Below are 23879 nucleotides of genomic sequence, written 5' to 3'. Positions count from 1 at the left end.
GGAGCAAGAGTGATTGTTAAAGATTGGCAAGAAACTTTGATTTATTTAGCAAAACAAGTTTCTGCAATAGCCAGTGACACCCAAAAAGAGCAAGAAAAGTTAACAGAAATTATCACAAGCCTTGATTTTGCCGTTAGCTGTTTTAACCTTGATAAAAATGCCGTGAGAGATAATGATAAAATGGAGCATAACTTTTGGTTAAATCTTTATACTCAATGTCGGATTTATTGGGAACTAGATGAAATCGCTAACTTTCTAATCCGATTAAGTTCTTTTTATGAAGTCACTTTAAATGAATTAGTTATTGGCTTAGGCGGACAAAAATACTTGAGAAATAATAATCAAAATCAAGATTGGGTATTTGTCAGAGGACAAGCAGATCAACGATATAAAGTCTGTAATAAATTTGAGGAGCTAGAACAGAATTTTGGTGCATATGAAGTCACTTGGCAATATAAGAAAACTCAAATAAATAAGGAGCATACATCTACTTGTAAAGCCATAACAAATCAAAAAGAATATCCCCTTGAGATTATTATTAAAGGCAAGTTTGGTCAAGGGGATAGTGGAGCGATTGCCAAACTAAAAAATATCTTAAAAGTTGAAGAAGTTTATCATAAGAAACAATATAAATTAGGAAATCGTTATAGTAAGAGAAATTTTGTTCAAACCTTAATAGAAATTGATCATCCTGAACGCAAAGCGCTCGCTACGCGAGATCGCCTTGAATTATGGCAACAGATTCTAGCCTCTTTGGTAGAATTAGATTATTGGTTTGATAATCGAAATGCGCTCATTCATAGTGGCAGAGGAGTATCAGTACAAACGATGATTCAACAATGGGAAGAAGACAAACGAAATTGGACTGACGACAAAGATAAATATAAAGCTAATCCCCATAAAGCTTGTCATCCTAACAATATTTTAGGGGAAGTTCTCAATATTGCTATCCACACTTATCAGTTACTTGGACAAAAATCATCTCCTTATGTCGGTTGCGATGAAAATACTCCCTATTATCTCTATAGCCAATTACGAGATGAAATTTGTCAACAATTGATTTAACCCTTGAATCCCCGCAAAGGCGGGGACAAGATTAATTTCAAGACCAGCTTTAGAAGCGGTGGAAGATGTGACTTTTAAGCAGTTAGTTTCTTAAGTTTAACAATCTGGTCACTGATAGATTCTAGGGGGATAAAGTCCTGTTGTAGTAATGCTTGTAAGCGAGAATTAGTGTTTACAGAAGCACCAACCACATTGACATCAACGTTGCGTGCTTGTAGTCTCTCAATCAAGGGAATGAAATCTCCATCGCCAGTTACTAAGATAACGCGATCACCTGGTTTAACCGCCTCTATTAAATCCAACCCCATCGCTAAATCATCGCCAAGAGTTTTCCATCCGTTTTCCCGTTGTGATAAAGGGAAGGTGATTATCTCGTAGTTAAGTTGTTTTAAGTGATGAAGCCATTGTTTTTGATTCGGAGAAAGATGCTCATGGAGTCCAGTATAATACTTTAAAGTAAAAGTATCTGTCTGTTCTGCTGGTTCCACCAGAGCAATTTTTAAGGCTTTCCAGTCAATTTCTAACCCTAGTGTTTCGGTTGTTTTGCTGAAATTGTTACCATCGATGTAGATGTGAGTCACCGTCTGTCTTTTTTGGGGTAGGGGAATGACGCGCTTCTCAGTTTCTATCTCTGGGGTTGGCTTCTCTTGGGGAGTAAGTTGATTTAACTGTTGTTGTTGCTGATTTAGAGTTGCAGTCGTTAGCTTTTGTTGATGTTGAACTTTTTGGGTTGCGCCTACCAGTAAACGGCTACTGGTTTTCAGGGTTCTGACTTCTTTAGCCACTTTTTCTGTTGTGTGTGTGACAGCTTTAACCTCTTTTTCGATTTTTTCGATCCCCTTAATCATAGTTTGGGAGTTAGTCAGACTTCCTTCAATCAGAGTCTTGATTTTTTTTTTTTCTTTAGTAACAATGATCGCAGAGGTAGAAGTGGCGGTCGCGAGCGCTGTTCCTACCATCATCAGATCCAGTTGACCCGAAGAAACGATCGCACTAACGAACAGAGAAGAAGCTACTTGAATGGAGGTTTTCATCATCTTTTCTTCTTTTGAGTATAGTGTGTACGGATAAATGAGTTCCACCCGGCCCCATTAGGCGGCCCTAACTAGGTGTGAACAATTTTTATCGTAATAGGGGTTTTAACGGGGTTCAAGCCATGTCATGCGAACGCCCATCTTCTGATTTTATCAAGTAAAGCAGCCGCAAGAATCCAAGGGGAAGTGAGGTCAAGAGAAGATTTTATCGCCGATATTAATACTTGGCGAATTGATGTCCTCGATCTCAGGAAGAGAGGTATTTTTCTCATTACTCAGGAAAAGAGTTTATACACCTTAATTTCTTCGTATAAGCAGGGAATTAAGGGAATTATCGCTCAAATTACCGCCATTGACCAGCAAGAGGGCGATTCCCCTGAAATTCATTATCTCAAGTCCGAGAATAGGAGTCTGGTAAGCTCCATGAATAACATAAAGAATTTAATCGCTAAATTAGATCAGTACAATGCGGTTGATAACGAAAGATTTGCAGAAATAATTAATCAGACTCCCTTTAAATATTTATCTTACCGTACCCCGACCGAATGTTACCAAAATCTCTTGAATCAATCGAAGGGAGTACAATAAAACGGTCGTGTTTTAATCTGTGGAAGCCCGTTTAAATAGCATACCTGATTGTCCATCACGTCAAATGTTTTCCCTCTAGATGCTGTTTGACCTCGTTCGTCGTCATTCCCCGACCGTCGAGCGTCTGCGACCCCGTTTTCTGACAACGGGACGTTGTCGGGATGTCAAACATGATAATCTAGGTAGCGTAAATCTACATTATCGCAACCCTAAATTCGTGTCAGCCACCGATCTAACCAGACGCGAGGATATCGCCCCCCTTCGACCTAGCTCAGGGCAAGCCCTCGACAACCCGGACGTATTAGCCCAACTGCTTGCGGCCAAGCGTTCGCCCCGGACGCGACACGCTTATGCGGGGGATTTAAAGGATTTCTTTGTCTTCGCCTTCGGTTGTGAGGAACCGACCCCAGGGATAACGCAAGAATTCCTCTCCCTCGATCGGTTCGCTGCGCTCTCTTTGGTACTGCGCTATAAGGCTCACCTGCGGGACGAGCGGGGACTAGCGGAGGCGACGAGAAACCGGCGCTTATCGGCGATCAAGTCCCTAGTGAGATTGGCCAATCAACTGGGGCAATGCGATTTCAATCTGTCCGAGGTATCGGGGGACAAGGTGGTGCGTTACCGGGACACCACCGGGGTAAGCAAGGAAGTTTACCGCGACCTGTTGGCCGTTCCCGACCGCTCAACTCTCAAGGGGAAACGGGACTACGCCATCCTACGATTGCTCTGGGATAACGCCCTCCGGCGGGGGGAGATCGAGAGTGCGGATATTAAGGATCTCGATACCGAGGGTCGAACATTGGCCATCTTCGGTAAAGGCCGGGGTCAACAGAAAGAAACCGTCAGTCTGTCGCGTCCGACCCTCGACGCACTTGTGGATTGGTTACGGGAGCGGCGGGAACTCGATATCCGTCAACCTCTTTTTATCGCCCTCGATCGCTGTAGTCGCGGTCATCGACTGACCGGCTCGGCGATCCATAAATTGGTGGCGAAAATCGCCAGTGCGGCCGGGGTGAACAAGAAAATGTCGCCCCACCGGGTGCGTCATTCGGGAATAACCGCCGCTCTCGACGCGACGGGCGGTGACGTGCGGCGGGTGCAGAAATTGAGCCGTCACGCTGATCTCAATACTTTAATGATCTACGATGACAACCGCAAAAATGTGCAAGGGGAAATCTCCGACCTGTTAGCGGGGTTGGTCTGAGCTTGGAGCAAAGCACTGGTAGCCATATCTATCCTATAGGGCTGGCAAAATTCCCGTAAAATGTAACTAAACGGTGGTTATTGGAAATGGTTATAGAAAAGGAAGCGGTGACGATCCGATTCCCGTCTGAGTTGATGCGGCAGGCCAAGCGGCTCAAGTCTGGGAAAGAATCGTTTAACGAGCTAGTAGTGGAAGCCGTGGAGCGAGAGGTGAGGCGGCGTAAAGCCCTAGAAGCTCACGATACCATCCAGCGATTACACCGAACAGGTCAAACGGAGAACGGGAGTACACCCTGACCCGATCCCCCTGCTCCGTCAGTTGAGAGAGGGGGAATCGGAGCTTGAGTAGTTACTGTATCAATACCAGTGTTTTCATCGAAAATTTGTGTCCCGACGAACAGGAAGGAGCGGCGACGGAATTGGTCGGCCAGGCGCTATCGGGTCGGATCGTCCTCCCCTGTTTCGCATGGGCCGAAATCGCTTCGGTTTTGCGGAAAAAAATCAGGAGTGGTCTGCTAACGGAAGGGGAGGCGGGTCAACTCTATAGTGCCTTCGGGGAATTACCGATCGATTATGTCGATGGGGAAGATATTCGAGAGAGGGCGTGGGAGATGGCCCGGATGTACGGTTTACTGACGTTGTACGATGCGGTTTTTCTGGCTGTAGCCGAGAGAGAGAGAGCCAATTACTGGACGGCTGACACGGTATTCTTGAAGGCTCTAGTTCCCAAACCGTCCTATGTGTTCGCTCTGGGTGGGGAGAATGAACGCGATGGCTAAAAGACGGTCGGAATGGACAGAAGACGAACTCGATGAAATGTTAGCTTCTGCGGGGCGCGGGGTAGAAGCGATCTCGCGTAGCGAGCGCTTTGCGATCGAGGTGGAGGTAATTCAATCCTCGCGACCGTTGAGCGAGGAGGAGGTCAGGGACAGGGAGCGGTTAGAGCGGACGGTAGAACGGGCTTTCTACCAGGCCGGTTCCGCCCTGCAAGAACTGCGAGATCGACGGTTGTACCGGGACGGGTACGACTCCTTCGAGGATTACTGTCGGGGGCGATTCGGTCACAGTCGTCAGAAGGCCAACTATTTAATTACGGGGGCGGCGATCTACCGAACCCTGAGTGCCGCTAACTGCCCGCTCCTACCATCGAGCGAGTATCAGGTGCGCCCCCTGGCCGTACTTGCCCCGCAACAACAACCGACCGTCTGGAATGAGGCCGTAGCGGTAGCTGGGGGCAAAACACCCGACCACCGAGTCGTTCGCGAGACGGTGGGTAAATACCGGGATCAAGGGAAAGCGAATGTTTTCGAGGTGGGGGAAGTGGTCGGTATCCTTGCCAAAGATAACCCGCGCCTGAAGGGGAAAAACAACTGTTGGGCGATCATCACTGCCGTTCACCCGCGTTCCTGCGATCTGCGACTTCACGATGGGGTGATCGATCTGGTTAAAATCGAGTACCTCAAGGAGTTGGGCTACACCGAAGGGGACTGTCAGACGGTGCGGCGATTATGCGATCGATTGTCGAGACTGAGGGAAGGGGAAGAACTGGAAGATACCGCCCTTGCTTTCTTAGGAATCTTGGGGAAATTACAGCGACCTTACTTGAGCGAGTTGGAGGAAGGGATGCTGACCATGTTAGAGAAGTATTACGGGGTAGTGACCGATTGATTTTCGTCCTTGACTGGCGATCGTTCCCTCCGAATTACCGCGACCCCAGATCGAGGGACTACGAGCGGACGCGGGATCTAGGGGTGTTAGAATTGATAGACCGACCGCGTACCGGATCGCCATCTCTCTCTGCCCGCCATGAGTCAAAAGCCACCCTTCCCGCGACCCGAACTGGATTCCGCCCCGATTACCTTCGACCAATACGAAGCCTATACACCCGAAAAATTAGAGTTGTGGGAAGGTTTTAACCCCCCCTTTGCCTCTTGCCTCTTGCATGAGTGCCTTTCTTCACTAGGAAATTTATTTTGCACGACTACTTATTAATTAAGGCGATGGAGTTTTAAGTCACCCCTCTTAAATCTGAGATTTAAAAATCATCAATTAGGAGTTTTAACCATGAAAAAAACAACTCTTCCTATTAATTTATATCAAGAAGAAATTAAACAATTTTGTCAGCGTCACTCGATCTGCAAGTTATCTTTATTTGGTTCAGTATTAAGGGATGATTTTACAAGAGAAAGTGATGTTGATGTTTTAGTAGAATTTGAACAAGGGAAGACTCCTGGTTTAGCTATTATTACGATGGAAGATGAGTTATCAAATATAATAAATCGCCAGATAGATTTAAGAACATCGGCAGATTTAAGCCGTTATTTTCGTGAGCAAGTCTTGGCAGAAGCTATAGTTATTTATGAGCAAAATTGATAATTTAACTCGGCTAAAACACATCAGAGATTCAGCAAAAGAGGCATTATCTTTTGTAAATAATCGCACCAGACAAGATTTAGATGACGATAGGATGTTATCTTTAGCTCTCGTAAGATTAATTGAAATAATGGGCGAAGCTGCTAATAATGTTTCTGAACCTTGCCAAGTTAAGTATTTTAAAATCCCTTGGCGACAAATCATCGGCATGAGAAATCGTATTGTTCATGCTTATTTTGATATTGACTTAGATATTGTCTGGCAAGTAATCACTCAAGATTTAGGTTTACTTTTGATTGAAGTTGAAAAGGCAATTAACGAATTGGAAGCGTAAATTATGGAAACAGGAAACAGTTTCGAGCCAATAGACCTCTTAGACCTCTTGCAAAAGTCTTAATTCGATCCTTGTACAGCAACATTTTTGAAGATTATCAACTACTAATAAATAATTAACTGAAAGTCCCTCCCATTATTGTTTCTATCGTTTGTTTTCGGATTTATGCAAGAAGTCTATTAAAGCGATATATCTTCAAGCTCGCAGGAAGTCTGATACAAAAGGCAGTTTAGCACTTGCCCGTATGTCAGATTTGACATATTATGGGATAATAAATGCAAAACAAAAATGATAAAGATATCGTTTGGTTGAGTGGAGAGGTGAAAACTCCTGGGAGATCGGACATGGATTTAGCTAAACGTCAACGTTTAGAAGCGGCGGGCTGGAAGGTGGGAACAGTAGAGGAATTTCTAGAGCTTACGCCCGTAGAATCCGAGCTTATCGAACTCAAACTAGCCCTCGGGAGAAAATTAAAAGAAATTAGAAAAAGTCAAAACATTTCTCAAAAAGAGTTAGCAAAAAGAATGGAATCGAGCCAGTCACGAGTGGCGAAAATTGAATCGGGTGATCCCTCGGTTTCACTTGACCTGATAACCCGCGCCCTTTGTTTATCGGGGGTCACACGTCGGCAGATTGCGGAGGCAATTATTAGCTCGGATGTTAGTTCCGAAGACGATTTCGTGTAGCGAGCGCTTTGCGTTCGCCCACAGTTACCGTGAACTGGTTTTTCCCCCATAAATTCAGTAATTGAACCGTTAGTCAATCGACACTTCGAGACGATACAGGAACGCCTAGGAAGTCTTGGCCACTCGTTGCCTTGTTCTTCAAACCACTCGTTTTGGAAACTTCACTCGATCGAGGACGCGCTTTCCCCGATCGCTTTCAATAAAAACAGTCCCAAATCCCGATTCAACCCCTCGTTTCGTTGGGGACAGCCGTGTTGGGTCAGGCAACGGGGACAGCCGTACCCGCAATCACAGGCTTCAACCAGCGCCCGCGCTTTGTCTGCCAGTCGGGGTAGGTTCTGAAAAATCGCTTCCGTCGCCCCGTTGCCACCGTCGCAAGTATCGAAGAAATAACCGACGTTTCGTTTATCCTCCCGCTCGACCACGAAATTGACATCCGATCGCGAGGAAAGTACCAGTAGAGGGACGGCGAAGATCAGTTGATGCCCCATACTGTGTAGGGCTAACCAATCTGGTGCGCTCGTCCAGAGGTCTTTGAGGGTGTCGGGAATGTTATCACCGTAGCGATCGTTAAGGTTCTTTCTAAGACGGGCGACTTCCTCGCGGATAGCGGTCGTGACTCCAGGATTGAGTTCGATTTTTAAGACGGGAGCTTCGTAGCCGGTGCGATACGGGGTCGGAAAAGTGATTTTCTGCTCCACATCGGTGATCTCGGCCGTTCGTAGAGAGCGGTGACATTGCGGGCAGCTTTTGCCCTTGAGGGGCAGATGATAGCCCGAACAGTGAGGATTGGTGCAGGTAAGACGGTACTGGCGTTTTAACCGTTGATAACCCGTGACCGAGGAGGTGATTTCACCCCAGTGCAGACGTATTCTGAGCCGTGCGTCGGGGAACGGGGTCGAGAGAATCTTCGGTTCTGCCAGTAGCGTTCTGGGGGCTACTGTTAGGTCGGTTTCTGGTTGGGTCGAGAGATCGCTATCGCAACCGAGAGGTTCTAACGATGCGGTGCGGTTCTCTTCGTTCAGTTCGCGGCACTGGTACACCACCCGTCGGCCGTCCCCGTCGATTGCGGTATAGAGTGCATCGGGGAAGACCTCACGGTGGGCTAACTCCAAACCCATCTCCTCGATCGTCTCCTTAGTGGTCAGGTCTATTAATTTGACCGCTTGCTGGGGGTTGCCGCGAAGGTTGACCGAGTGGTGGGGCATTCCGACGGCGTGCAAAAAACCGTTCGCTTTCAGAAAAAGCTTGTTCTGCCGTAATAATTCATCGGCCAGCCGTCCGCCTACCTCTCCGAAACGGGGTAGTACCTCACTTACCCCTAATCCGCTCTCGGCACAACAGCAGAGCAGGTGTTTGGCCAGCAGGGTCGGGTAGTCGGGATTGAAGGCGACATTTTCTACTCCGTCCGATAGTAATCGCTCTGGATAGGTTCCGTAGTAGTGATCGAGAGGATCATCGGCGATCGGTAGGAAGATAACCAGACCGCTTCGCCGTCGTCCGACCCGGCCGATCCTTTGCCGGAAAGACATGATCGAACCGGGATAACCGCGGATAATGCAACAATCGAGTTCGGGGAGGTCGATTCCCGCTTCCAGTGCCGATGTGGAGAGGAGAACCCTAATCTCCCCGGTTTCTAACTGTTGGATCAGGCGACGACGTTGTTCGGACTGCATGGAACCGTAAAAGGGTGCTACCCGTCGCGCTAACCCAGCGTTTCCCCAGTTTTCGGCTTCTTTAGCGAGCAGTTTCAGCAAGTTCTTGACGGTGGTGCGCGAGTAACAGAAAACGATACCGCTCAGTTCTTGTTGGAGAAGGGAGAGGACGATCCGCACCGTGTCGGGATTGGGGGAAGTCGTCGGTGCGAGGGAAAGGAAAGTTTTGGACGCGGCGGTTCCCTGACCCGTATCCATTGCTTTTAGCCGTTTCGGTTCGTCGGCACGACCCCCAAAACGCTCCAATAACTCGACGGGATTTCCGAGCGTGGCCGAAGTGCAGATAAATTGTAAGCGATCGCTATTGCCGCCGACACTATCGACCGCCCGCCGGAGACGGCGGGTAAGATTGGCGAAATGCGCTCCGAACGCGCCGGTGTAGGTGTGAGCTTCGTCGATTACCACCCAACGTAGGGAACGCAAGAAATCTCGCCATCCCTGCCCTTGACTTCCCCCGCGTATTTTCTCTAGCTGGTAATGGAGTAAATCGGGACTGACCGCTAGAATCCGGGGAATATCGGGATAAAACAATTTCCATCGTTCGGACTGCGAGGTATCCCCCGTCATCTGTCCGATTTTCAAACTAGCGTTCGGTGGCAACGCCTCGTTCAGGGTTTGTAACTTCCTGGTCTGGTCGAAGGCCAGAGCTTTGAGGGGAAAGAGATAGAGAGCGGTCGGTTCCGGCGACCTGAGACAAGATTCGAGAATGGGGAGGTTATAACAGAGCGTCTTGCCAGAAGCTGTGGGGGTGGCGATGACGATATCCTTGCCCTGTCGCAATAAGGTCAGGGCTTCCAGTTGATGTTCGTAGAGGGAATCGATCCCGATTTTAGCTAGAGCGGTTGTTAGCACGGGCGGAACATCGGCGGGGATCGGGTGTAACCGTCCCTTAATAGGGGGAATGACGGTGATGTAAGTCAATCGTTCCGCTAATTCGGTAGCAATCGCCCGAAATTCGGGTTTTTTGAGACGTTGAATAGCTGCCAGAATCGCGGGGGTCGATGGAGAGGACTCGGACGGTGTTATCTCGGCCAAGACTAACTCGCCTGAAGCGATCGATTCTTGCCAGTTTGGGAACTGTAGGGGGACAGAATAGCCCTGGAACTTGACGATCAATCGATTGCCCAACCAGCCCGTCACTTTTCCCGTGCCGTATTGCGGCGAAGTGACCGATTTACCGACACCGAGAGCGTCGGGTAGGGGTTGACCCAATTTTTGACCGGCACGGAGCAGGGCTGCGGGATCGAGGGGCTGGTTCATGGTTTTTTTCGGTATTGGATTTTATCTTGAACGTCGGGTAATATCCCCGATTTTACAAAAGGGATTATAGCCGATTAAAATATAACTATTCTTCTAAATTAATTATATATTATTGTCGAGACTTAACTAATTTTATTTTCTCGAAAAAATTATGTTTTTCTCCGATAAAAAATTGTTAAAACTCTTTAGATATGATTTCAAAACCTCCTTTATTTAATCAGCAGAAACTATCTCTTTGTCATTGAGAATACATTTGTCTTGACTTGTGATCTCCTGGGCAGTTTAGATAGGAATAATCGCAAAATTGGCGATGCTATTTCCTGTTATCAACCCATCGACCGCCCGAAAATGCTTGTCATAGCTAAACAAAGCCAGATTATATTGTAGAGCGGTCACTGCAATCCACATATCATTAGTCGCAATCGGATTGCCCTTTTTCCTCAAGTAATAATAAACTCTAGAGTAATATTCGGCGGTATCGCAATCGATCTCGCGTAGCGAGCGCTTTGCGTTCGCAAAACAGTTAATTTTGGATATTTCCCAAAATTGCTTAAGTTCCCTTCGGTTATATTGGTCGGTTTTTCATCTCCGAGGTGAAACCGAGGGTTCCTTCAAGCCGACATTTTGAGGTAAAATGTTCATGGATGTCGAATTATTTTAGGGGTTTTAAGAGCTACAGGAGAAATATAGCGGTATAATGAAGATAAAAGAATTCAAGATAATTGCCATGGAATTAGTGACGCTCGATCGAAGTAGATGTATTCAAATTCCTGAAACTTTGCTGGAACAACTAGGCATTGAATATGATAGTCAATTTCAGGTAGAAGTTCAAGATGGTAAGCTAGTCTTAAATCCAATTAAGGAAGAGCCAAAGGTTTATTACGAGAATGATGTTTTGGTTGTTGACAGCCAATTGCTAGTTAATCCTGAAGCTTTTATCGAGGAGCTTAGACAAGAAAGAATGAATGAGCTAATGTTGTGATTAAAGTTTTATTCGATACGTCGGTTTTGGTTGCATCTATTTTAGTCAACCATGAACAGCACTCAGCTTGTATTTCTTGGTTAACCAGAGTTAAACGAGGAGAAATTCAGGGTTATATTGGAACTCATACTCTTGCAGAACTCTACGCAATTTTATCGGCTTTTCCCGCAAAACCTCGTCTATCTCCTCAATTGGTACAACAATTAATTAAAGAAAATTTAGATTCCTTTGAGATTATTTCCTTAACAAGCGATGATTATAAAGCTGTAATTAATCTTATGGTAACTTTAAATTTAAGAGGAGGAGCGATTTATGATGCTTTAATTGCTTATGGTTCATTAAAAGCGGAAGTCGATCATTTATTAACTTTGAATCTCAAGCATTTTATCCGTTTTGGCGGGAGAATAGAGAAAATTTCTATGGAACCGCGATAACCTAACTAGCATATTATAGCGGTAAGCGCTTGAGTGAGATACAGACCAAGCTTTGCCTAGCATGGTTTATAGCTTGTGACACTGTACCTAATACGACTGCACACCGCTATAAACATCGCCTTCAAAGTCTCTCTACTCGCGCTTAGAAATCAGTTGAGCGGTCAACGGAAGTCAACTCGTCCCACAATAGAGAGGTCATCGCGCCCGATTCCCCATGAAACTACCTTACCTATTGATACCGCTCGGCTTCATCGCCCTAACCGCTCTAGTGATCGGGGTCTATCAAGCCTCTAGCGCTCCCCTACCCGCAGGATTTCCGACCCCGACCCCGAACGGACGGATCGAGGTGAAGAACTATCCCGCCTATCGCGCCGCTACTTACCGCTATCGGGGTCAACTTTCCGAGGCGGCGAACCGGTCGTTTTATCCCCTGTACCAACACATCAGTTCCAACGAGATCTCGATGACCGCACCCGTTGAAACCCGTTACTCCGCAGACACGGGAGCGACATCGGGAGAGGCCGAAGTTTCCTTTCTCTACCGCGACACCGACACTTACCCGAAAGAGGTGGCCGATAATATTCGGATTGAGGATGTACCACCCATGACGGTGGTGAGCTTGGGATTACAGGGAGGTTACGATTTTGACAGTTACCAACAGGGATTGACCCGACTGAACGAATGGCTGGCAGAACATCCGAGCTACCGGGCGATCGGTTCCCCCCGTCGCTTTTTCTATGATGGTCCCTACGTTCCCGATCCCCTGAAACGGAGTGAAATTCAAATACCCGTCGAGGCGGTATCGTCGAATCGTTGAACTCATGGCCAATCCTGACTGGTATCGCAGAGGAAATGGTCGGTTATGATGTCCTCGAAGGTGAAAAGACAGTGAGAGGGAAAAGTCCGTATCGGTAAGTCCGTGTCTCGCAAAGCCAAATCGACTCCGGCCTCGAAAGCATCGGATAAAGCCGTCGGCATCCGGGATTTTAAACTAGGATTGCCCTGTAGATGCCGTCTGATCGCTCGTCTCTGTTCTCTAATCGTCAAAAACCAACTACGAGAACGTTTATCTGGCTGATATTCCCATTTGAGAAGATGTCCTACCAAAACGGTTAGACGGCTCACCAGTTCTCGATATTCTTGTTTACCCAAGGAAATGATTTCCTCCCGCAAGTTTTGCCAGTCCAGAGCTTCTACTTGTCGGGTGGCCAGAGCTTTCGCTTGTAGCTCTGTCCAGCCGTAGAAGTCGGATTCATACAGGGCATTCGCTCGATCTGACTTATTGGAACTCATATCTGACCATATTTGTACTGGAACTAGATAATACGTTGATTAACATTTTGATTATGACAAAATGGCTATTTGGCGGGGAATGTCCCCACCAATAAAGTTTACCAACCGCCACAGCAGTGACGATACTCGTCATAGATTTCGTGCTGTAGTTCGAGGGCGGCGATTTCCTTCTCTTCTTGCCGTTGCCGAATGGTGCTATCGATGGCGGCCTTCATGATAGCGTTATCGCCGTGAGCGAGTCTGAGGGTATAGAGTTCAACCGGGGATAGAGGAAAGAGGGTTCGTGTTAGTAGGGTGAGGTCGAGGTTGGGAAGCTGGGGGAATTGCCGGGAGAGGTCGGCCAGTAAAGTTTGTTCTGTCATCGTTGTGTTCCTCGAATGATTTACACCCGATGGCGTTAGCCTTTTCTCCCGTCTTTTTTTTTCTTTTTTATCTCTGGCATCGGTTGTCTTCGCGGATATCCCATGAACCATCGACACGGAATAAAAATAGACAGCGTTTGGCGGTCGTTCCCTGGGCGGTCAGTGTCAGTCGCCCTAACTGTCCCCAAGAACCGCCCAGACCGCCCCTCGTGTCTGCCCAACTAACCCGGTAGATCGTGCCGTCGTTTCCCCCGACACCGCTAACTCTTCTCAGGGTCGAATTGGCGGTGTCGATGTCCACCCCGTCCGTCAGGGATTGCCATTCGCTGACCGTCTCGCAATCGTCGCTGGCTATCTTGGCCACCTCGATCCGTCCGTCGTCTTTCATGCAGAGGGTGGTGGGGGTGGTTCCACTTCCCATAGCATCAAAACGGGTAAACTTCCAATGTTGGGAAAGTTCAAAGGTGGCCATATCTAGGCGTAGTTCCGCTATTAATCTCGAAAGTATAGAAAAACCGATCAGCAGCAGGATAGTGATCAGGGTTAAGGTGACGAGCATTTCGATAAGGGTGTGGCCGGATTGACGCATGGTATTAACTCCCGTTAGTTTTCAACCGCACTCGACCTTTTTCTGTTTTCTTATTTTTTTATTCGTCGTTTCTCAACCGAGCTTCGTCTGAAAATAGCCAGCGATCGTTTCCCTCGGTCAAAAAAGGCGATAGTCGCAGGATTGACCATCGCCGAACTGGGAAAAAATAGTTTACTACCTGCACAAGATTTATTTTTATTTAATTATTCCCATCCTTTTTTAATGTCTGATAATTTTGTAGATTGAGCGGTATAATTTTCGTAGTTTTCTAATGTGATTCCAGAGCCGAAAACAACGAATACTCGTGTTGAGTTTTCAGAGATTTTTTTAACAATTCCTTTTTCTCCAGTGGGAATATAAGTAACTTTATCTCCTGGTTTCATGGTTTGCTACTGGGTTTAGTTTTAATTGATTAGTGATTGCTTTAAATGGTTAACAGTTATTAGAGAAAAAACTGATAACTGTTAACCAATTTTAGTCCTGAATTGTTAATATTCTGATGGCAGCAGTAGAACCTCATCGGCTAGATAGAGGGTGACTGATTCCAGGGGAAAATCTGTATAGGAGATTTCCTGGCTTAGAGCGATATTGCCTTCGTCTCGTTCACAGGTAAGAGAGGCAGAATGGTCGGTATTGACCCTTAGCTTCCAAAATTGAATCCTCTGTAACATCGGATCTTTTTTAACTTTGGGGGATATTTGCCAGGAGGCGATCGCATCGATGAGCCAATAGGCTTTGGCTTCTTGGACTAGGTAATGTACCCCATCCGTATAGAGGAGTCCCATTGAGTGCTTGTAATAGTTTTCGGTTCCGGTAAACTGTTCGAGATTCAGGTTTTTAGCCGTCATAATTTTGTTCAATTTGTTTTCATTCTTGGCGAAAGCATTTTAATTATTATTTTCCCCTTCTGAATTTGTTTTTATTCATTTTTAACTGTTGCGAACTATATCTCTTCTGCTGAGTTAAAATCTTAAGTAAATTCGACAATAAATATTCTCTTCTAACGGTCTTGCAAAACGTGCAAAGAGCAATTTAGCCTACTGGATTTCCTGAACTTTTTATAAGTCATTCAAAGACAATCATAAATAATCCATATACTCTTTTACCCTTGATAAATTCTGTTGTTTTATTTTTCATTTTTACTCCTGTTTAACAAAGTAGTGACTCGATGAGATCGCTTTTGCATCGAGTCAAATAAAAGCGGTGAAGTTAGTTGTTAATTAATCGCATTGCCTCCGTTTTATTCGGTGATTAGTTATCAAATCAGGACAGGACAGGAGAAATAATGGGAGGACAAGGAGCGGTAGCCTTCCATCTCTAAGGAAGCGTCGATCATAGTTTCCGCCGCTTCTCGCTTGATATAGACCCAGCGAGGAGAGAGGTATTTTTGTCCATCCCAGGTATAACTAACAAGAGAAACTTCTTCTTGCCAGTGATTAGCTTGGCGGATGCACTCAGGAGTGTTATGGCGCGGATAATGCTCGAACCACAAAATCGTCCCGTCCAAGTGAAAGTTGCGGCGGATAAAAGTTGCTAGATTTTCGCTGCTATTTGTGATGGACGTGCCGCTGTCTGGTTCATCCAAATCGCTAAACACAACGAAGTGACAGTTGTTGCCATTCCAGATGCGGATTCTGGCTTTCGAGTCCCACTGGAAGTTGCGACGGTCTGGGTAGCCAAAACCTTTCCAGATGCCAATCAGGTCAATGTAGGGTTGTCTTAATCTCATCTCAATAGTTTCCGTAATAGTGATATTCTGCGCTATATTGTTTGTTCCTGTTTGTCCTAAGACTGTTGGCTGTTTCTCGGTTTCAGGTTTTAGCAGTCTGCTTGAGGGATTTGTTTGATTATTCATAGCTCTTAGTTCAATTATTTTCACCTCTGGCGAGAGCATTCTTGTTATTTTAAGTTATCTTTTTTGTATAATCTTTATCTGTTTTTAATTAACGTAAATTTCTAAAAATTCTAACAGCTTTTCTTCCAAAGGATTCAGGGAAGGGTAGTTCAACTTGCCCAATATTTTCAGAATTGATTGAGGTGACGAGCCTGACTGACGGACACAAGTGGGTCAAAACCTGACAAGACAAGGGTTGCCAAAAAGAAAAATATCTGGGTAGATAGGGAAAAAGCAAGAATCCCTACAAGATGAAAACCGAGAACAGAATCTTCTCCCAAGTTTATTCCTATCTAGAACAAGGAAGCCGATTTGTGGATAAAAGACATTTAACCGTCCTCAGTTGGATGGTGACAGCCCTACTCAGTAGTCAAAGTCTCAATCAAGCCAGATGGGAACCCTTTGTACAAAGCAGAGCCGAACAAGCCAATAGTTATCAGAGACGGTGGAATCGCTTTTGCCAGAATGGAAGAGTAGCGGTGGAAAAGATATACATCCCCTTAATATTGAAAGCCATCGAGACTTGGAAGGAGAAGGGGGAAAGACTGTATCTAGCAATAGATACCACTCTGTTGTGGAATCAATACTGCTTTGTCTATCTAGCGGTGGTCTGCGGGGGGAGAGCCGTCCCCTTGATGTGGATGGGATTAGAACATGGTAGTGCCAGCCTAGCTTTTGAGAAATACGAACCCTTGTTGGACAGAGCCAAAGGCTATCTTCAGGGCTTTGAGAATGTCATGCTGTTAGCCGACCGAGGCTTTGCCAATCAGCAATTAATTCAATGGCTCAGGAAAAATACTTGGCATTGGTGTCTTCGCTTACCTTGCGATACCCTCATTTACGGTGTTCGCCGTCGGGGTTTTGGCTATGAGGTCAGAGAACTCTATCCTCCCAAACGGCAAGCCTGCTTTTATCGCAACGTTCAAGTCTGGCAGGAGGCTAGAATCACTGCTCATCTTGCTTTAGCCTCCGTTCCAGGGGTTAAGGATAATTGGGCAATTCTGAGCGATGAACCTCCTACCCTTGACACCTTCTGGCAGTATGGTCTTCGTTTTCCCATTGAACATCTCTTTCTCGACAGTAAATCGGGCGTTTTTGACTGGGAACATTCTCGTGTTCGCTCTGCTGCTTGTTTAGAACGTCTCTATCTCATTGTTGCCATTTCTATTCTCTTTGCTACTTTAACTGGCATGGCGGTTCAACAATCTGGCTCTCGCCGTCAGGTTGATGCTCATTTTCGGCGTGGTTTGAGTTATTTGAAAATTGGTTTACGTTGGCTGGCGGGAGTTGTTCATAAGGCGCGTCCCTTCTTGCGACTTGACCACTTATTTTCTGTTGACCCTTTTCCCTGTTTTGCTTCTCGCAAAGCTCGTCAGGATTATTATGGCAAAATTACCTTTTCTTTTATTCAGGAGTTTGAGGCTTTCACATAACAGTACTTGTCTTTGTATTGAAAAATGTGTCCGTCAGTCAGGGTGACGAGCAGTTCGATAAGGGTGTGGCTTGATTGACGCATTTTTCGACCGCACCCGACCGTTTTTCTTTCTTTTCTTTTCCTATTTTTTGTATTCGTCGTCTCCCGACCGAGTTTTCTCTGTATCTGGCGATTGTTTCCCTCAGTTAAAAAAGGCGATAGTCGCAGTGACCATCGCCCAAGGGCAGAAAAAGTTTGATTTACCGATTAGAAATGAAAAGGATCATCGCTGGGTTGCCAATTATCCGAAATTTCTGGCTCATCTGGGTCGGGGTCGTCTTCTATTTCTGGTTCGGGACGGTAGATCGAGGCGTGAATACCTGGCGGTAAATCTTGGGTTGGATCGTAATAATCGTCGGGAAATTGTTTATATAGACGATAATCACGGAGGGTGTTAAGATAACTATCGAAAGTGTCGTTATCCATCGATTTTCTCGGAATAGTTTACACCCCGCTCCGATAGTTTTTGTTATTTAATTTTTCTTTTATTTCTCCCTTCACCGAAGCAAAAAAAAGGAGAGGAAAACTCCTCTCCCATCACGTTAATTAACCTGCGTTCCAGTCTTGGGGAATGCTGTTATAGGAACCATATTTTTCTTCCCAAGCGCGACGGCGTTCCCAACTGCGTTTGTTGGCATCGATCAAGTCCTGCAAAGTCATATTGAATTTGCGAAGTGCATAATCCAGCAGTTGTTCGAGCGTATAGGTGGGGTTGTCGGGAGTGCCGAACACTTCGGTGAATGTCTTTTTGAAGTCATCCCAACTGAAATCCTCGCCGTTGCGTTTCCGAGATAGCACACCCTGACGTTCCCGGATGGCATAGTACACTTGGGCATAAACCCGTTCTGAATGATCGGGGACGGCGAAGTTGCCGAGGGCTTCATCGGATACAGAAATGACGGTTGTTTTCGGGACTGGCATGATTGTTTCTCCAATTTCTAATGGTTTTCGCCCGCGATACCGTCTTTTTCTGTGATTTATACTGTTTTTATCTGTTTATCTGTTGTTTTTATCTTTTTGAGCGTTTAAACTAGACGGGGCTGGTTTACCTTGAAAAAGTTTAGTCAGTCGTTGATCGAGTGAATCGTTCCGAGTGCTTCCAGAAGGCAAAATAAGGTACTGAAGTGTTCACGGAGGGAATGACAGGATAAGATTTTTATAGTTTAAGACCTCTGTATGAATTTTCTCGACTAATACAGAGGTTTTCTTCAATGTTCTCTTTTTTTCTCTTTAAATCGGGTCTTCAAGCGACAAACCGCAAAATTCGCAATGGCGCTCGTCCCATGCCGCACCACAATCGGGACAACGGGGAGCTTTGTACGCGGTCGTGACCCGCCAGCGCCAGTAATTATCAAAAAAAATCGCCTCGATCGCCGTGACGGGTTCAGGTATGCGGTTGCCAATGCGATAAGGACAGTAAATGTGAAAGGTTTTCTGGTTGTCGGCATCGTAACCGACCCATATTCGGGCGTTGTCGGTCGTTCCCGTGACCGTCTGGATGACCCGAACGGTATTCGGCGGCGGTTGTTCGAGAAATTTTTCCGTGAAGGTGTTGTTCATGATTTTTCACAAATGGTTTTCACTGGCGCTGGTCATTTTTTTGGCTGTTTTCACCCTTTTTGTGGATACCGTCCCCCGATTTTATTGCTATGGCCCGTCCGATTGCGGAAATAGGACGCTCTGATAAGCGTCCATTGTGGGCTATTTTGCCAGTACCAACAGCCTTGTTCTTACTCCCGTTGGTCGATCGCTTTCTAGAAATGCGTTATCAGGTAAAGCCTCATCGAGGACGGTTTTATCGGCCAACCAATTACGGAACTGTTGATAATTTCGGTCTTTGCGAAAGCTGACGGATTCTGGGGCGATCGTTACCAGTCTTCCCCCTTCGGTCAGACGGTTATAGGCGTGGGTGATATGGGAAATTTCCAGCCCTTTGCCGAAGGGAGGGTTCATCAGAATGCGATCGTACTTTCCCGTGACATCGAAGCAATTGAAGGCGATGACATTGAACTCTTTCAATTGGAGAATTTGCCGGAGTTCGGCTTGCAGTTCACAGACATCCAAGTTGACCCGTACCGATTCCCGAATCACTTCGGCGATCGATCCCTTGCCTGCACTCGGTTCCCAAACGCTCATACCGTTACGGAGCATGGCCAATTTGACCATCCGTTCACAGATAGGCCGGGGAGTAGGAAAATAACCGCGGATATTCCGTCCGATTAGAGATCTTTCCAGTTCCTGTATTTGGATGAGGGTGGGGTCTTCTGGTACGGGATTGTCCAGGGACTGTAAAGCGGTAATTGCCAGCTTAATTCGATCGAGACTATTCAGGTGCGCCCGTTCCAGTTTGCCGTACCAATAAGAATTGCTATTGGTAAGTACGCGGTGGATATCTTCATCTCGCCAAAGGTGATAACAGAAAGAATACAGGACTTCTAACTGGGTTTTCGTCGTTATCCGTTGGAGAATGTCGGGCAACGTTCCTGTTTCCGCTTCGTGGGCCATCACCCGCAGCCAAGACTGAATCCGTTGTAGTTGTTTTCCTTCCTCTCTCATCGAGGCGACGATGCCGGCCCGTCGTCGGGTGGGGCGTTGATGGGAGATCGCTGGGTCGAGTTTTTTGTCAATCTGGGATTGGAGACTAGCGGCTAATTCCCTTAGCTTTTGCGCTTTGCGGGGATCGGGATAGCGAAGTTGGGTCGGTAAGGGATCGGGGGGAAGATCGAAGATGGATAGTTGCATATCGGTTGCTCTCCATGTTTTTCACCCCCGTTCCAGCTATTTTTTTCTCTCTAATTGTTCTTTAGGTCTGACCATGTTTGACTACTTATAACCAGAAAAAGCTGTCAGATGACAGCTTTCTCTACGTTTTATAGCTCTTCTAATTCTTCGATCAGTTGAGGACTAAGTTTGCACAATGTTGCGGTCAAATTTCCGAAGCGAATCTGTTGGATAGGAATCACGACTCTGGCTCCCGCTAGAATCTCGACAATTCCCTGATTTTCGGAATAGTCTTTCAAATAGCAATGATTCGGTTCTGGTTCGATACCGTAATCTATCAAATTAACCGTTGCCTTTGCGATCTGTTCTCCGTTATTGGCATCGATTAAATAAATCGCTGGAAAACCACCTTTCAGATATTTACTGACGATAACTAGGCAATTCCATTGTTTGAAGATTATATTCATTGTTTTTTCCTTGATAGGTTTTTACCCCCCATTCAAATCATTTCAATTTTTCGATATTTTCGATCAAGACGCTGAAGATGTCGATCGAGAACCGTGTTTGAAACTAGAGATCAGGGGTGTTCCTCCCATCTGGTTGCCGTATTTACGGGCGTTGGGATTGCACAAAGGACAGAGACGGGCGTGGGCGTGACGGCGTTTGAGGTAACGTTCCACCCTTCTACCGCCGTTCCACGTCCGGACGCAGATAAAGTCGATATTCTGTCGGGCGAAAGCGGCGGTTATCTTTGCACCCCGTCCTGCGGCGTGTTCCGCTAGTCTTTGTTTCAGGCTCCGGCTGGTACTACCTAGATAGTGTTGTGCGTGTCCGGTCGGTTTGGTGAGATCGCCGATTTCTCCGAGATAAGTACCTAAGCAAAATTAATTACACATATCTAAACACCTCTTGCCTCTTGCAAGAGTGCCTCTTGCCTATCTTCACTAGGAAATTAATTTTGCACGACTACTTAATGCAATAAATAAACTTTAGAGGCCAAGGGGTTTCTCCGAATGGTTTTTACCCCTTGGCGCAAGCTTTTGAAGATTATTTACTTTCTTTAAATTGGGCGAATATTTGGAAATTATCGGTCAGGTTATTGCGGTGTAACCACTGATAATAGTCTGTCCATTCCTGAACATCGGAAAAGCGCGTATAATATTCCCGTCCCTCGACCACTAAATGCCATTCTTGCCAATCGACCTGCGATTGGACGGGACGGGGTAATCCTGGTACGATCACATCGGGGAAAGTATCTTGAAAGGGAAGCGTTCCCTCGAAAGGTCGTTTCCACTCTTCTCCCCGATAATTGATAGCCATTTCGGTTAAATAATCTTTGACGAGCCGTTCTCCGTGAGCGAGAATGTCGATATATTTCTCGAAAGAGAGTTTGCCCTGTTCAAATAATTTTTGCATTCTGCCATCGTGAATATATTGATGGCAACTGTGACAGAGCGCACAGACTTCTTTCATCTCCACCCGTCCCGTACCGTAGTCGATGTCATAGACCTCGTGTGCTTCCAGCCAACGGTGATACTTAGCCGACGTTTTATGTACCCCGCAAGCCCAACAGTGATAATCGTGTTCGGCGTAGGCTAATTGTCGTTGTGCGTTCCACCACTTCTGACCGAGGATCGTGCGGGGATTGATACCGTGTAAAGGTTTGGGGATATTGGGGTGTAGCAGTAATTCGGGACGGGAAAAGTGATTGTTAGTCATGGTCTTTCTCTCGATAGTTTTCACCCCGCAGTCAGCTTTTTCGTTCTCTTTTTTCTCGATATTTTTTAATCTTCTCGATGGAAAGGGGCGATCGATAACGTTTATTTCGATCGCCTGTTGTCCTCAACTGGCTTTTTCTAGTTGTTGAACTGCCGTCAAATATTGAGTCGCTCCTATCGCCAAGCGAGCTGCATCGAAAAAGGCTTTTTTATCATCTTTCAGGATTTTAAGCCAAAAGTCGAGATAACTGGCGTGATGTTCCAGTTTGCTATCAATACCCAGTTGATTGCAGACCATCGCCGCTCCGATCTCGGCGATCAATTCCTCGAAAGCGTAGGACCAGGAGCCGAACTTATTTTTGAGCGGACGGTTGCAACGTTTTTGATGTCCCGTCCAATGTACCAACTCGTGCAGGTAAGTGGCGTAATAGGCTGCGGCGTTGGAGAAAGTTTCGTATTCGGGTAATCGGATCGTGTCGGTGGCGATATGGTACATGGCGACGTTGCCCCCGAATTGGGTTGTTGGCAGGTGTTGTCCGATAAATTGTTCAACTTCTGGCAAACGGAGTTCGCTATTTCCCGAAATAGTCACCTTTCTTTGGCGAATAAGAGAATCGATCTTCACGTCACTATTCGAGTCATCGATACAGGCGACATTGAAGACGTTATGGAACTTAAAAGCCTTGTAATATTCACGTTCGACCTCTCCCGTCTCTGGGTTTTCGGTTTCTTTGACATTCGTGCCGCCCCATCGTAACCAAGTCGATTTCGAGCCGTTCTTGACCGCCCATCCCACCTGTTTAGCCTGAATGAAACTGACAAAAAATGGATGTTCCCATTGATTTATGGTCGAGTCGATGCTGCAGAGTATGGGATTGATGCCCGTGTATTGATGACCGGTGATCAGGTTTTGGTAGGGAGTCGCGTGCCACGATTTCGTCCAGGGTTTTACTCCCCGTTCGATCAGGCCGATCAGTTTATCGGTAATGAGTTGGAATTTATCGATCGCTTGCGGTTTGGACATGGGTTGTACCTCGTTGGTTTTTACCCCATGCCGAAGGATTTTCTGAGACTTTTATTTTAGTTTTAATTATTCTTGCCGGTATCTGGCTCTTCTGGTTTTCGTGTGTTAATTTTTGTCATGAATTAAAGCAAGCAAACAGCTTAAGTCGAAGATGTTGAAAATTGGTAAATCCATAACTCATTCTTTTAATAAGCTTTATTTTGGTATTCATTCCCTCAATTAATCCGTTGGTTGTCTGATTTTCAAAGTAAGGCTCTTCGGGAATTGTTATGCAAATAATTAACTTAAAATAAAATTCGATGAGAGTAGCTAGGCTCAAAAATAGCTGAAACCCATACAGGGAAAGACTCGATGTACAAACTGGTTAATACCAAAAGATAGACAATCGAGTTAAGATTTGATATAATAGCCAAAAACCCGAGTATTTTACTTATGATGCTTGACAAATTTTTGAACCTAAAAGGAACGTCTATAGCGTTTCTGATTCACAAGAGGTACATTCCCGATCCTGAACAGCTTAATCAGCAAAGGTTTAAGTGTGCCGCACAGATGCGAGAACCGCTATATTCAAGGCTATCTACACCTAGAAAATATCGGTATAGTTTGCCGAATCGAATCGAAAAATCAAAAAGCAACGGCTCGACTGATCTCGCCGAACGTCCTGTCCTCGTTGTGGGTTAGAGAGCGATAAACTACACCAAAATCATCGACATTTAGTCAAAGATTTACCAATCTCAGGACAACCAGTGTACCTACAAGTTAATCGTCGTCAATTTAAGTGCGATAACTGTCGAAAACCCTTTAGCGAAGAGTTAGATTTTGTCGCCAGTAAACGAACCTATACGAAAAGACTAGCCGAAAATATAGCAATTCTCTGACTTATGAGGTACAGTAGCAACAGTGAGTAAACCAATTGCGAATATCTTTTTGAGTAACTTCTAACATAGCCAATTCAATCCCTTCTATTAAGTCTTTGTAAGTTCTCGCCTTCAGTTTTCTTAACATCGCTTTGACTTTTGACCAAAAGTTTTCAATAGGAGAGAATTCGGGAGAATAAGGAGGTAAATAGATGAGTCTAGCTTTTTCTTGTTCGATTATTTCTCTGACCATTTCTCCGAGATGAATCTTGG

At 45.8% G+C, this 23879-nt stretch carries 30 protein-coding genes and 3 pseudogenes; 14 read left to right on the top strand and 19 right to left on the bottom strand.

Features of this window, described 5'->3' with window-relative positions; all coding sequences use genetic code 11:
* Positions 1-1065: pseudogene (locus tag IQ242_RS01200) on the top strand (hypothetical protein); the annotation flags it as partial.
* A 74-nt stretch (positions 1066-1139) separates the two neighbouring features.
* Here the strand turns inward: IQ242_RS01200 and IQ242_RS01195 are convergent.
* Positions 1140-2102: an NYN domain-containing protein gene (locus tag IQ242_RS01195; RefSeq protein WP_193958734.1), complete on the bottom strand. Its 963-nt coding sequence runs from the start codon at positions 2100-2102 to the stop codon at positions 1140-1142.
* Between the two features lie 183 nt (positions 2103-2285).
* Between IQ242_RS01195 and IQ242_RS01190 the strand changes: the two genes are divergently transcribed.
* From IQ242_RS01190 to IQ242_RS01160, 8 genes are all read left to right on the top strand, one after another.
* Complete coding sequence (locus IQ242_RS01190) at positions 2286-2687, top strand: hypothetical protein (protein ID WP_370582932.1); 402 nt, start codon at positions 2286-2288, stop codon at positions 2685-2687.
* A gap of 79 nt (positions 2688-2766) precedes the next feature.
* Entirely contained in the window at positions 2767-3891 is a 1125-nt protein-coding gene (locus IQ242_RS01185; protein ID WP_193958733.1) for a tyrosine-type recombinase/integrase, read from the top strand.
* A gap of 86 nt (positions 3892-3977) precedes the next feature.
* A complete protein-coding gene (locus IQ242_RS26960) occupies positions 3978-4187 on the top strand; it encodes a YlcI/YnfO family protein (RefSeq protein WP_353851878.1) in 210 nt (69 codons plus the stop codon).
* A gap of 44 nt (positions 4188-4231) precedes the next feature.
* Positions 4232-4669 carry a type II toxin-antitoxin system VapC family toxin gene (locus tag IQ242_RS01180; RefSeq protein WP_193958732.1) on the top strand — a complete coding sequence of 146 codons (438 nt, stop codon included), beginning with the start codon at positions 4232-4234 and terminating at the stop codon, positions 4667-4669.
* Complete coding sequence (locus IQ242_RS01175) at positions 4662-5558, top strand: hypothetical protein (RefSeq protein WP_370582931.1); 897 nt, start codon at positions 4662-4664, stop codon at positions 5556-5558. The genes IQ242_RS01180 and IQ242_RS01175 overlap by 8 nt, the downstream gene beginning before the upstream one ends.
* Before the next feature lie 396 nt (positions 5559-5954).
* Positions 5955-6263 (top strand): nucleotidyltransferase family protein, encoded by a 309-nt coding sequence (locus IQ242_RS01170; protein WP_193958731.1) that lies wholly within the window; start codon positions 5955-5957, stop codon positions 6261-6263.
* Positions 6250-6597, top strand: coding sequence for a DUF86 domain-containing protein (locus IQ242_RS01165; protein WP_193958730.1), 348 nt, complete (start codon positions 6250-6252; stop codon positions 6595-6597). The genes IQ242_RS01170 and IQ242_RS01165 overlap by 14 nt, the downstream gene beginning before the upstream one ends.
* A 275-nt stretch (positions 6598-6872) precedes the next feature.
* Entirely contained in the window at positions 6873-7283 is a 411-nt protein-coding gene (locus IQ242_RS01160; protein WP_228020755.1) for a helix-turn-helix domain-containing protein, read from the top strand.
* Positions 7284-7444: 161 nt separating this feature from the next.
* Here the strand turns inward: IQ242_RS01160 and IQ242_RS01155 are convergent, their stop codons facing one another.
* Together IQ242_RS01155 and IQ242_RS25685 are read right to left on the bottom strand one after the other, a co-directional pair.
* Positions 7445-10258 (bottom strand): DEAD/DEAH box helicase, encoded by a 2814-nt coding sequence (locus tag IQ242_RS01155; RefSeq protein ID WP_193958729.1) that lies wholly within the window; start codon positions 10256-10258, stop codon positions 7445-7447.
* 282 nt (positions 10259-10540) lie between these two features.
* Positions 10541-10702, bottom strand: coding sequence for a PIN domain-containing protein (locus IQ242_RS25685; protein ID WP_228020754.1), 162 nt, complete (start codon positions 10700-10702; stop codon positions 10541-10543).
* Positions 10703-10955: 253 nt separating this feature from the next.
* Here IQ242_RS25685 and IQ242_RS01145 point away from each other — a divergent pair, with 253 nt between their 5' ends.
* The 3 genes from IQ242_RS01145 (at position 10956) to IQ242_RS01135 (ending at position 12491) form a co-directional block, all read left to right on the top strand.
* Entirely contained in the window at positions 10956-11240 is a 285-nt protein-coding gene (locus tag IQ242_RS01145; RefSeq protein WP_123230037.1) for an AbrB family transcriptional regulator, read from the top strand.
* A complete protein-coding gene (locus IQ242_RS01140) occupies positions 11237-11674 on the top strand; it encodes a PIN domain-containing protein (protein ID WP_080694069.1) in 438 nt (145 codons plus the stop codon). The genes IQ242_RS01145 and IQ242_RS01140 overlap by 4 nt, the downstream gene beginning before the upstream one ends.
* 214 nt (positions 11675-11888) lie before the next feature.
* Positions 11889-12491 (top strand): heme-binding protein, encoded by a 603-nt coding sequence (locus IQ242_RS01135; RefSeq protein ID WP_193958728.1) that lies wholly within the window; start codon positions 11889-11891, stop codon positions 12489-12491.
* A gap of 2 nt (positions 12492-12493) precedes the next feature.
* On the opposite strand, the gene IQ242_RS01130 is transcribed toward IQ242_RS01135, so the two are convergent.
* The 6 genes from IQ242_RS01130 to IQ242_RS01105 all read right to left on the bottom strand — a co-directional run bounded on the left by IQ242_RS01130 (position 12494) and on the right by IQ242_RS01105 (position 15773).
* Positions 12494-12967 (bottom strand): DUF29 domain-containing protein, encoded by a 474-nt coding sequence (locus tag IQ242_RS01130; RefSeq protein ID WP_193958727.1) that lies wholly within the window; start codon positions 12965-12967, stop codon positions 12494-12496.
* A 98-nt stretch (positions 12968-13065) separates the two neighbouring features.
* Positions 13066-13329, bottom strand: a complete 264-nt coding sequence (locus tag IQ242_RS01125; RefSeq protein ID WP_193958726.1) for a hypothetical protein — start codon at positions 13327-13329, stop codon at positions 13066-13068.
* Positions 13330-13396: 67 nt separating this feature from the next.
* Positions 13397-13918: a prepilin-type N-terminal cleavage/methylation domain-containing protein gene (locus IQ242_RS01120; protein WP_193958725.1), complete on the bottom strand. Its 522-nt coding sequence runs from the start codon at positions 13916-13918 to the stop codon at positions 13397-13399.
* A gap of 203 nt (positions 13919-14121) precedes the next feature.
* Positions 14122-14301 carry a hypothetical protein gene (locus tag IQ242_RS01115; RefSeq protein ID WP_193958724.1) on the bottom strand — a complete coding sequence of 60 codons (180 nt, stop codon included), beginning with the start codon at positions 14299-14301 and terminating at the stop codon, positions 14122-14124.
* A gap of 105 nt (positions 14302-14406) precedes the next feature.
* Positions 14407-14766, bottom strand: coding sequence for a DUF6876 family protein (locus IQ242_RS01110; RefSeq protein ID WP_123230712.1), 360 nt, complete (start codon positions 14764-14766; stop codon positions 14407-14409).
* Between the two features lie 410 nt (positions 14767-15176).
* Complete coding sequence (locus IQ242_RS01105; protein ID WP_193958723.1) at positions 15177-15773, bottom strand: hypothetical protein; 597 nt, start codon at positions 15771-15773, stop codon at positions 15177-15179.
* 290 nt (positions 15774-16063) lie between these two features.
* Here IQ242_RS01105 and IQ242_RS01100 point away from each other — a divergent pair, with 290 nt between their 5' ends.
* Entirely contained in the window at positions 16064-17245 is a 1182-nt protein-coding gene (locus IQ242_RS01100; RefSeq protein WP_061430454.1) for a transposase, read from the top strand.
* A 248-nt stretch (positions 17246-17493) separates the two neighbouring features.
* On the opposite strand, the gene IQ242_RS01095 is transcribed toward IQ242_RS01100, so the two are convergent.
* The 9 genes and pseudogenes from IQ242_RS01095 to IQ242_RS26955 all read right to left on the bottom strand — a co-directional run.
* Positions 17494-17712, bottom strand: coding sequence for a hypothetical protein (locus IQ242_RS01095; RefSeq protein ID WP_193958722.1), 219 nt, complete (start codon positions 17710-17712; stop codon positions 17494-17496).
* A 120-nt stretch (positions 17713-17832) separates the two neighbouring features.
* Positions 17833-18207, bottom strand: a complete 375-nt coding sequence (locus IQ242_RS01090) for a hypothetical protein (RefSeq protein ID WP_193958721.1) — start codon at positions 18205-18207, stop codon at positions 17833-17835.
* 309 nt (positions 18208-18516) lie between these two features.
* Entirely contained in the window at positions 18517-18846 is a 330-nt protein-coding gene (locus IQ242_RS01085) for a hypothetical protein (protein ID WP_193958720.1), read from the bottom strand.
* 141 nt (positions 18847-18987) lie between these two features.
* Positions 18988-20028, bottom strand: coding sequence for a class I SAM-dependent methyltransferase (locus IQ242_RS01080; RefSeq protein WP_193958719.1), 1041 nt, complete (start codon positions 20026-20028; stop codon positions 18988-18990).
* A gap of 128 nt (positions 20029-20156) precedes the next feature.
* On the bottom strand, positions 20157-20474 hold the full coding sequence (locus IQ242_RS01075) for a hypothetical protein (RefSeq protein ID WP_193958718.1): 318 nt from the start codon (positions 20472-20474) through the stop codon (positions 20157-20159).
* Positions 20475-20537: 63 nt separating this feature from the next.
* The gene (locus IQ242_RS01070; RefSeq protein ID WP_193958735.1) at positions 20538-20864 is read right to left on the bottom strand and encodes a GIY-YIG nuclease family protein; all 327 of its coding nucleotides are present in this window, start codon (positions 20862-20864) and stop codon (positions 20538-20540) included.
* A 190-nt stretch (positions 20865-21054) separates the two neighbouring features.
* Complete coding sequence (locus tag IQ242_RS01065; RefSeq protein WP_193958717.1) at positions 21055-21726, bottom strand: hypothetical protein; 672 nt, start codon at positions 21724-21726, stop codon at positions 21055-21057.
* 123 nt (positions 21727-21849) lie between these two features.
* Positions 21850-22749, bottom strand: a complete 900-nt coding sequence (locus tag IQ242_RS01060) for an ArdC family protein (RefSeq protein ID WP_193958716.1) — start codon at positions 22747-22749, stop codon at positions 21850-21852.
* A gap of 115 nt (positions 22750-22864) precedes the next feature.
* A pseudogene (locus tag IQ242_RS26955) lies at positions 22865-22999 on the bottom strand (transposase); the annotation flags it as partial.
* A gap of 288 nt (positions 23000-23287) precedes the next feature.
* Here IQ242_RS26955 and IQ242_RS01050 point away from each other — a divergent pair.
* A pseudogene (locus tag IQ242_RS01050) lies at positions 23288-23615 on the top strand (transposase family protein); the annotation flags it as partial.
* 13 nt (positions 23616-23628) lie between these two features.
* Here IQ242_RS01050 and IQ242_RS01045 read toward each other — a convergent pair.
* A partial coding sequence (locus tag IQ242_RS01045) for a transposase (RefSeq protein WP_193958715.1) occupies positions 23629-23879 on the bottom strand: 251 nt, incomplete at its 5' end.

The sequence above is a fragment of the Microcystis sp. LEGE 08355 genome (assembly GCF_015207185.1).
Classification (GTDB): domain Bacteria; phylum Cyanobacteriota; class Cyanobacteriia; order Cyanobacteriales; family Microcystaceae; genus Microcystis; species Microcystis panniformis.
The sequence above is the reverse complement of the archived record's forward strand: the minus strand, read 5'-3'. Positions and strand labels throughout refer to the sequence as shown.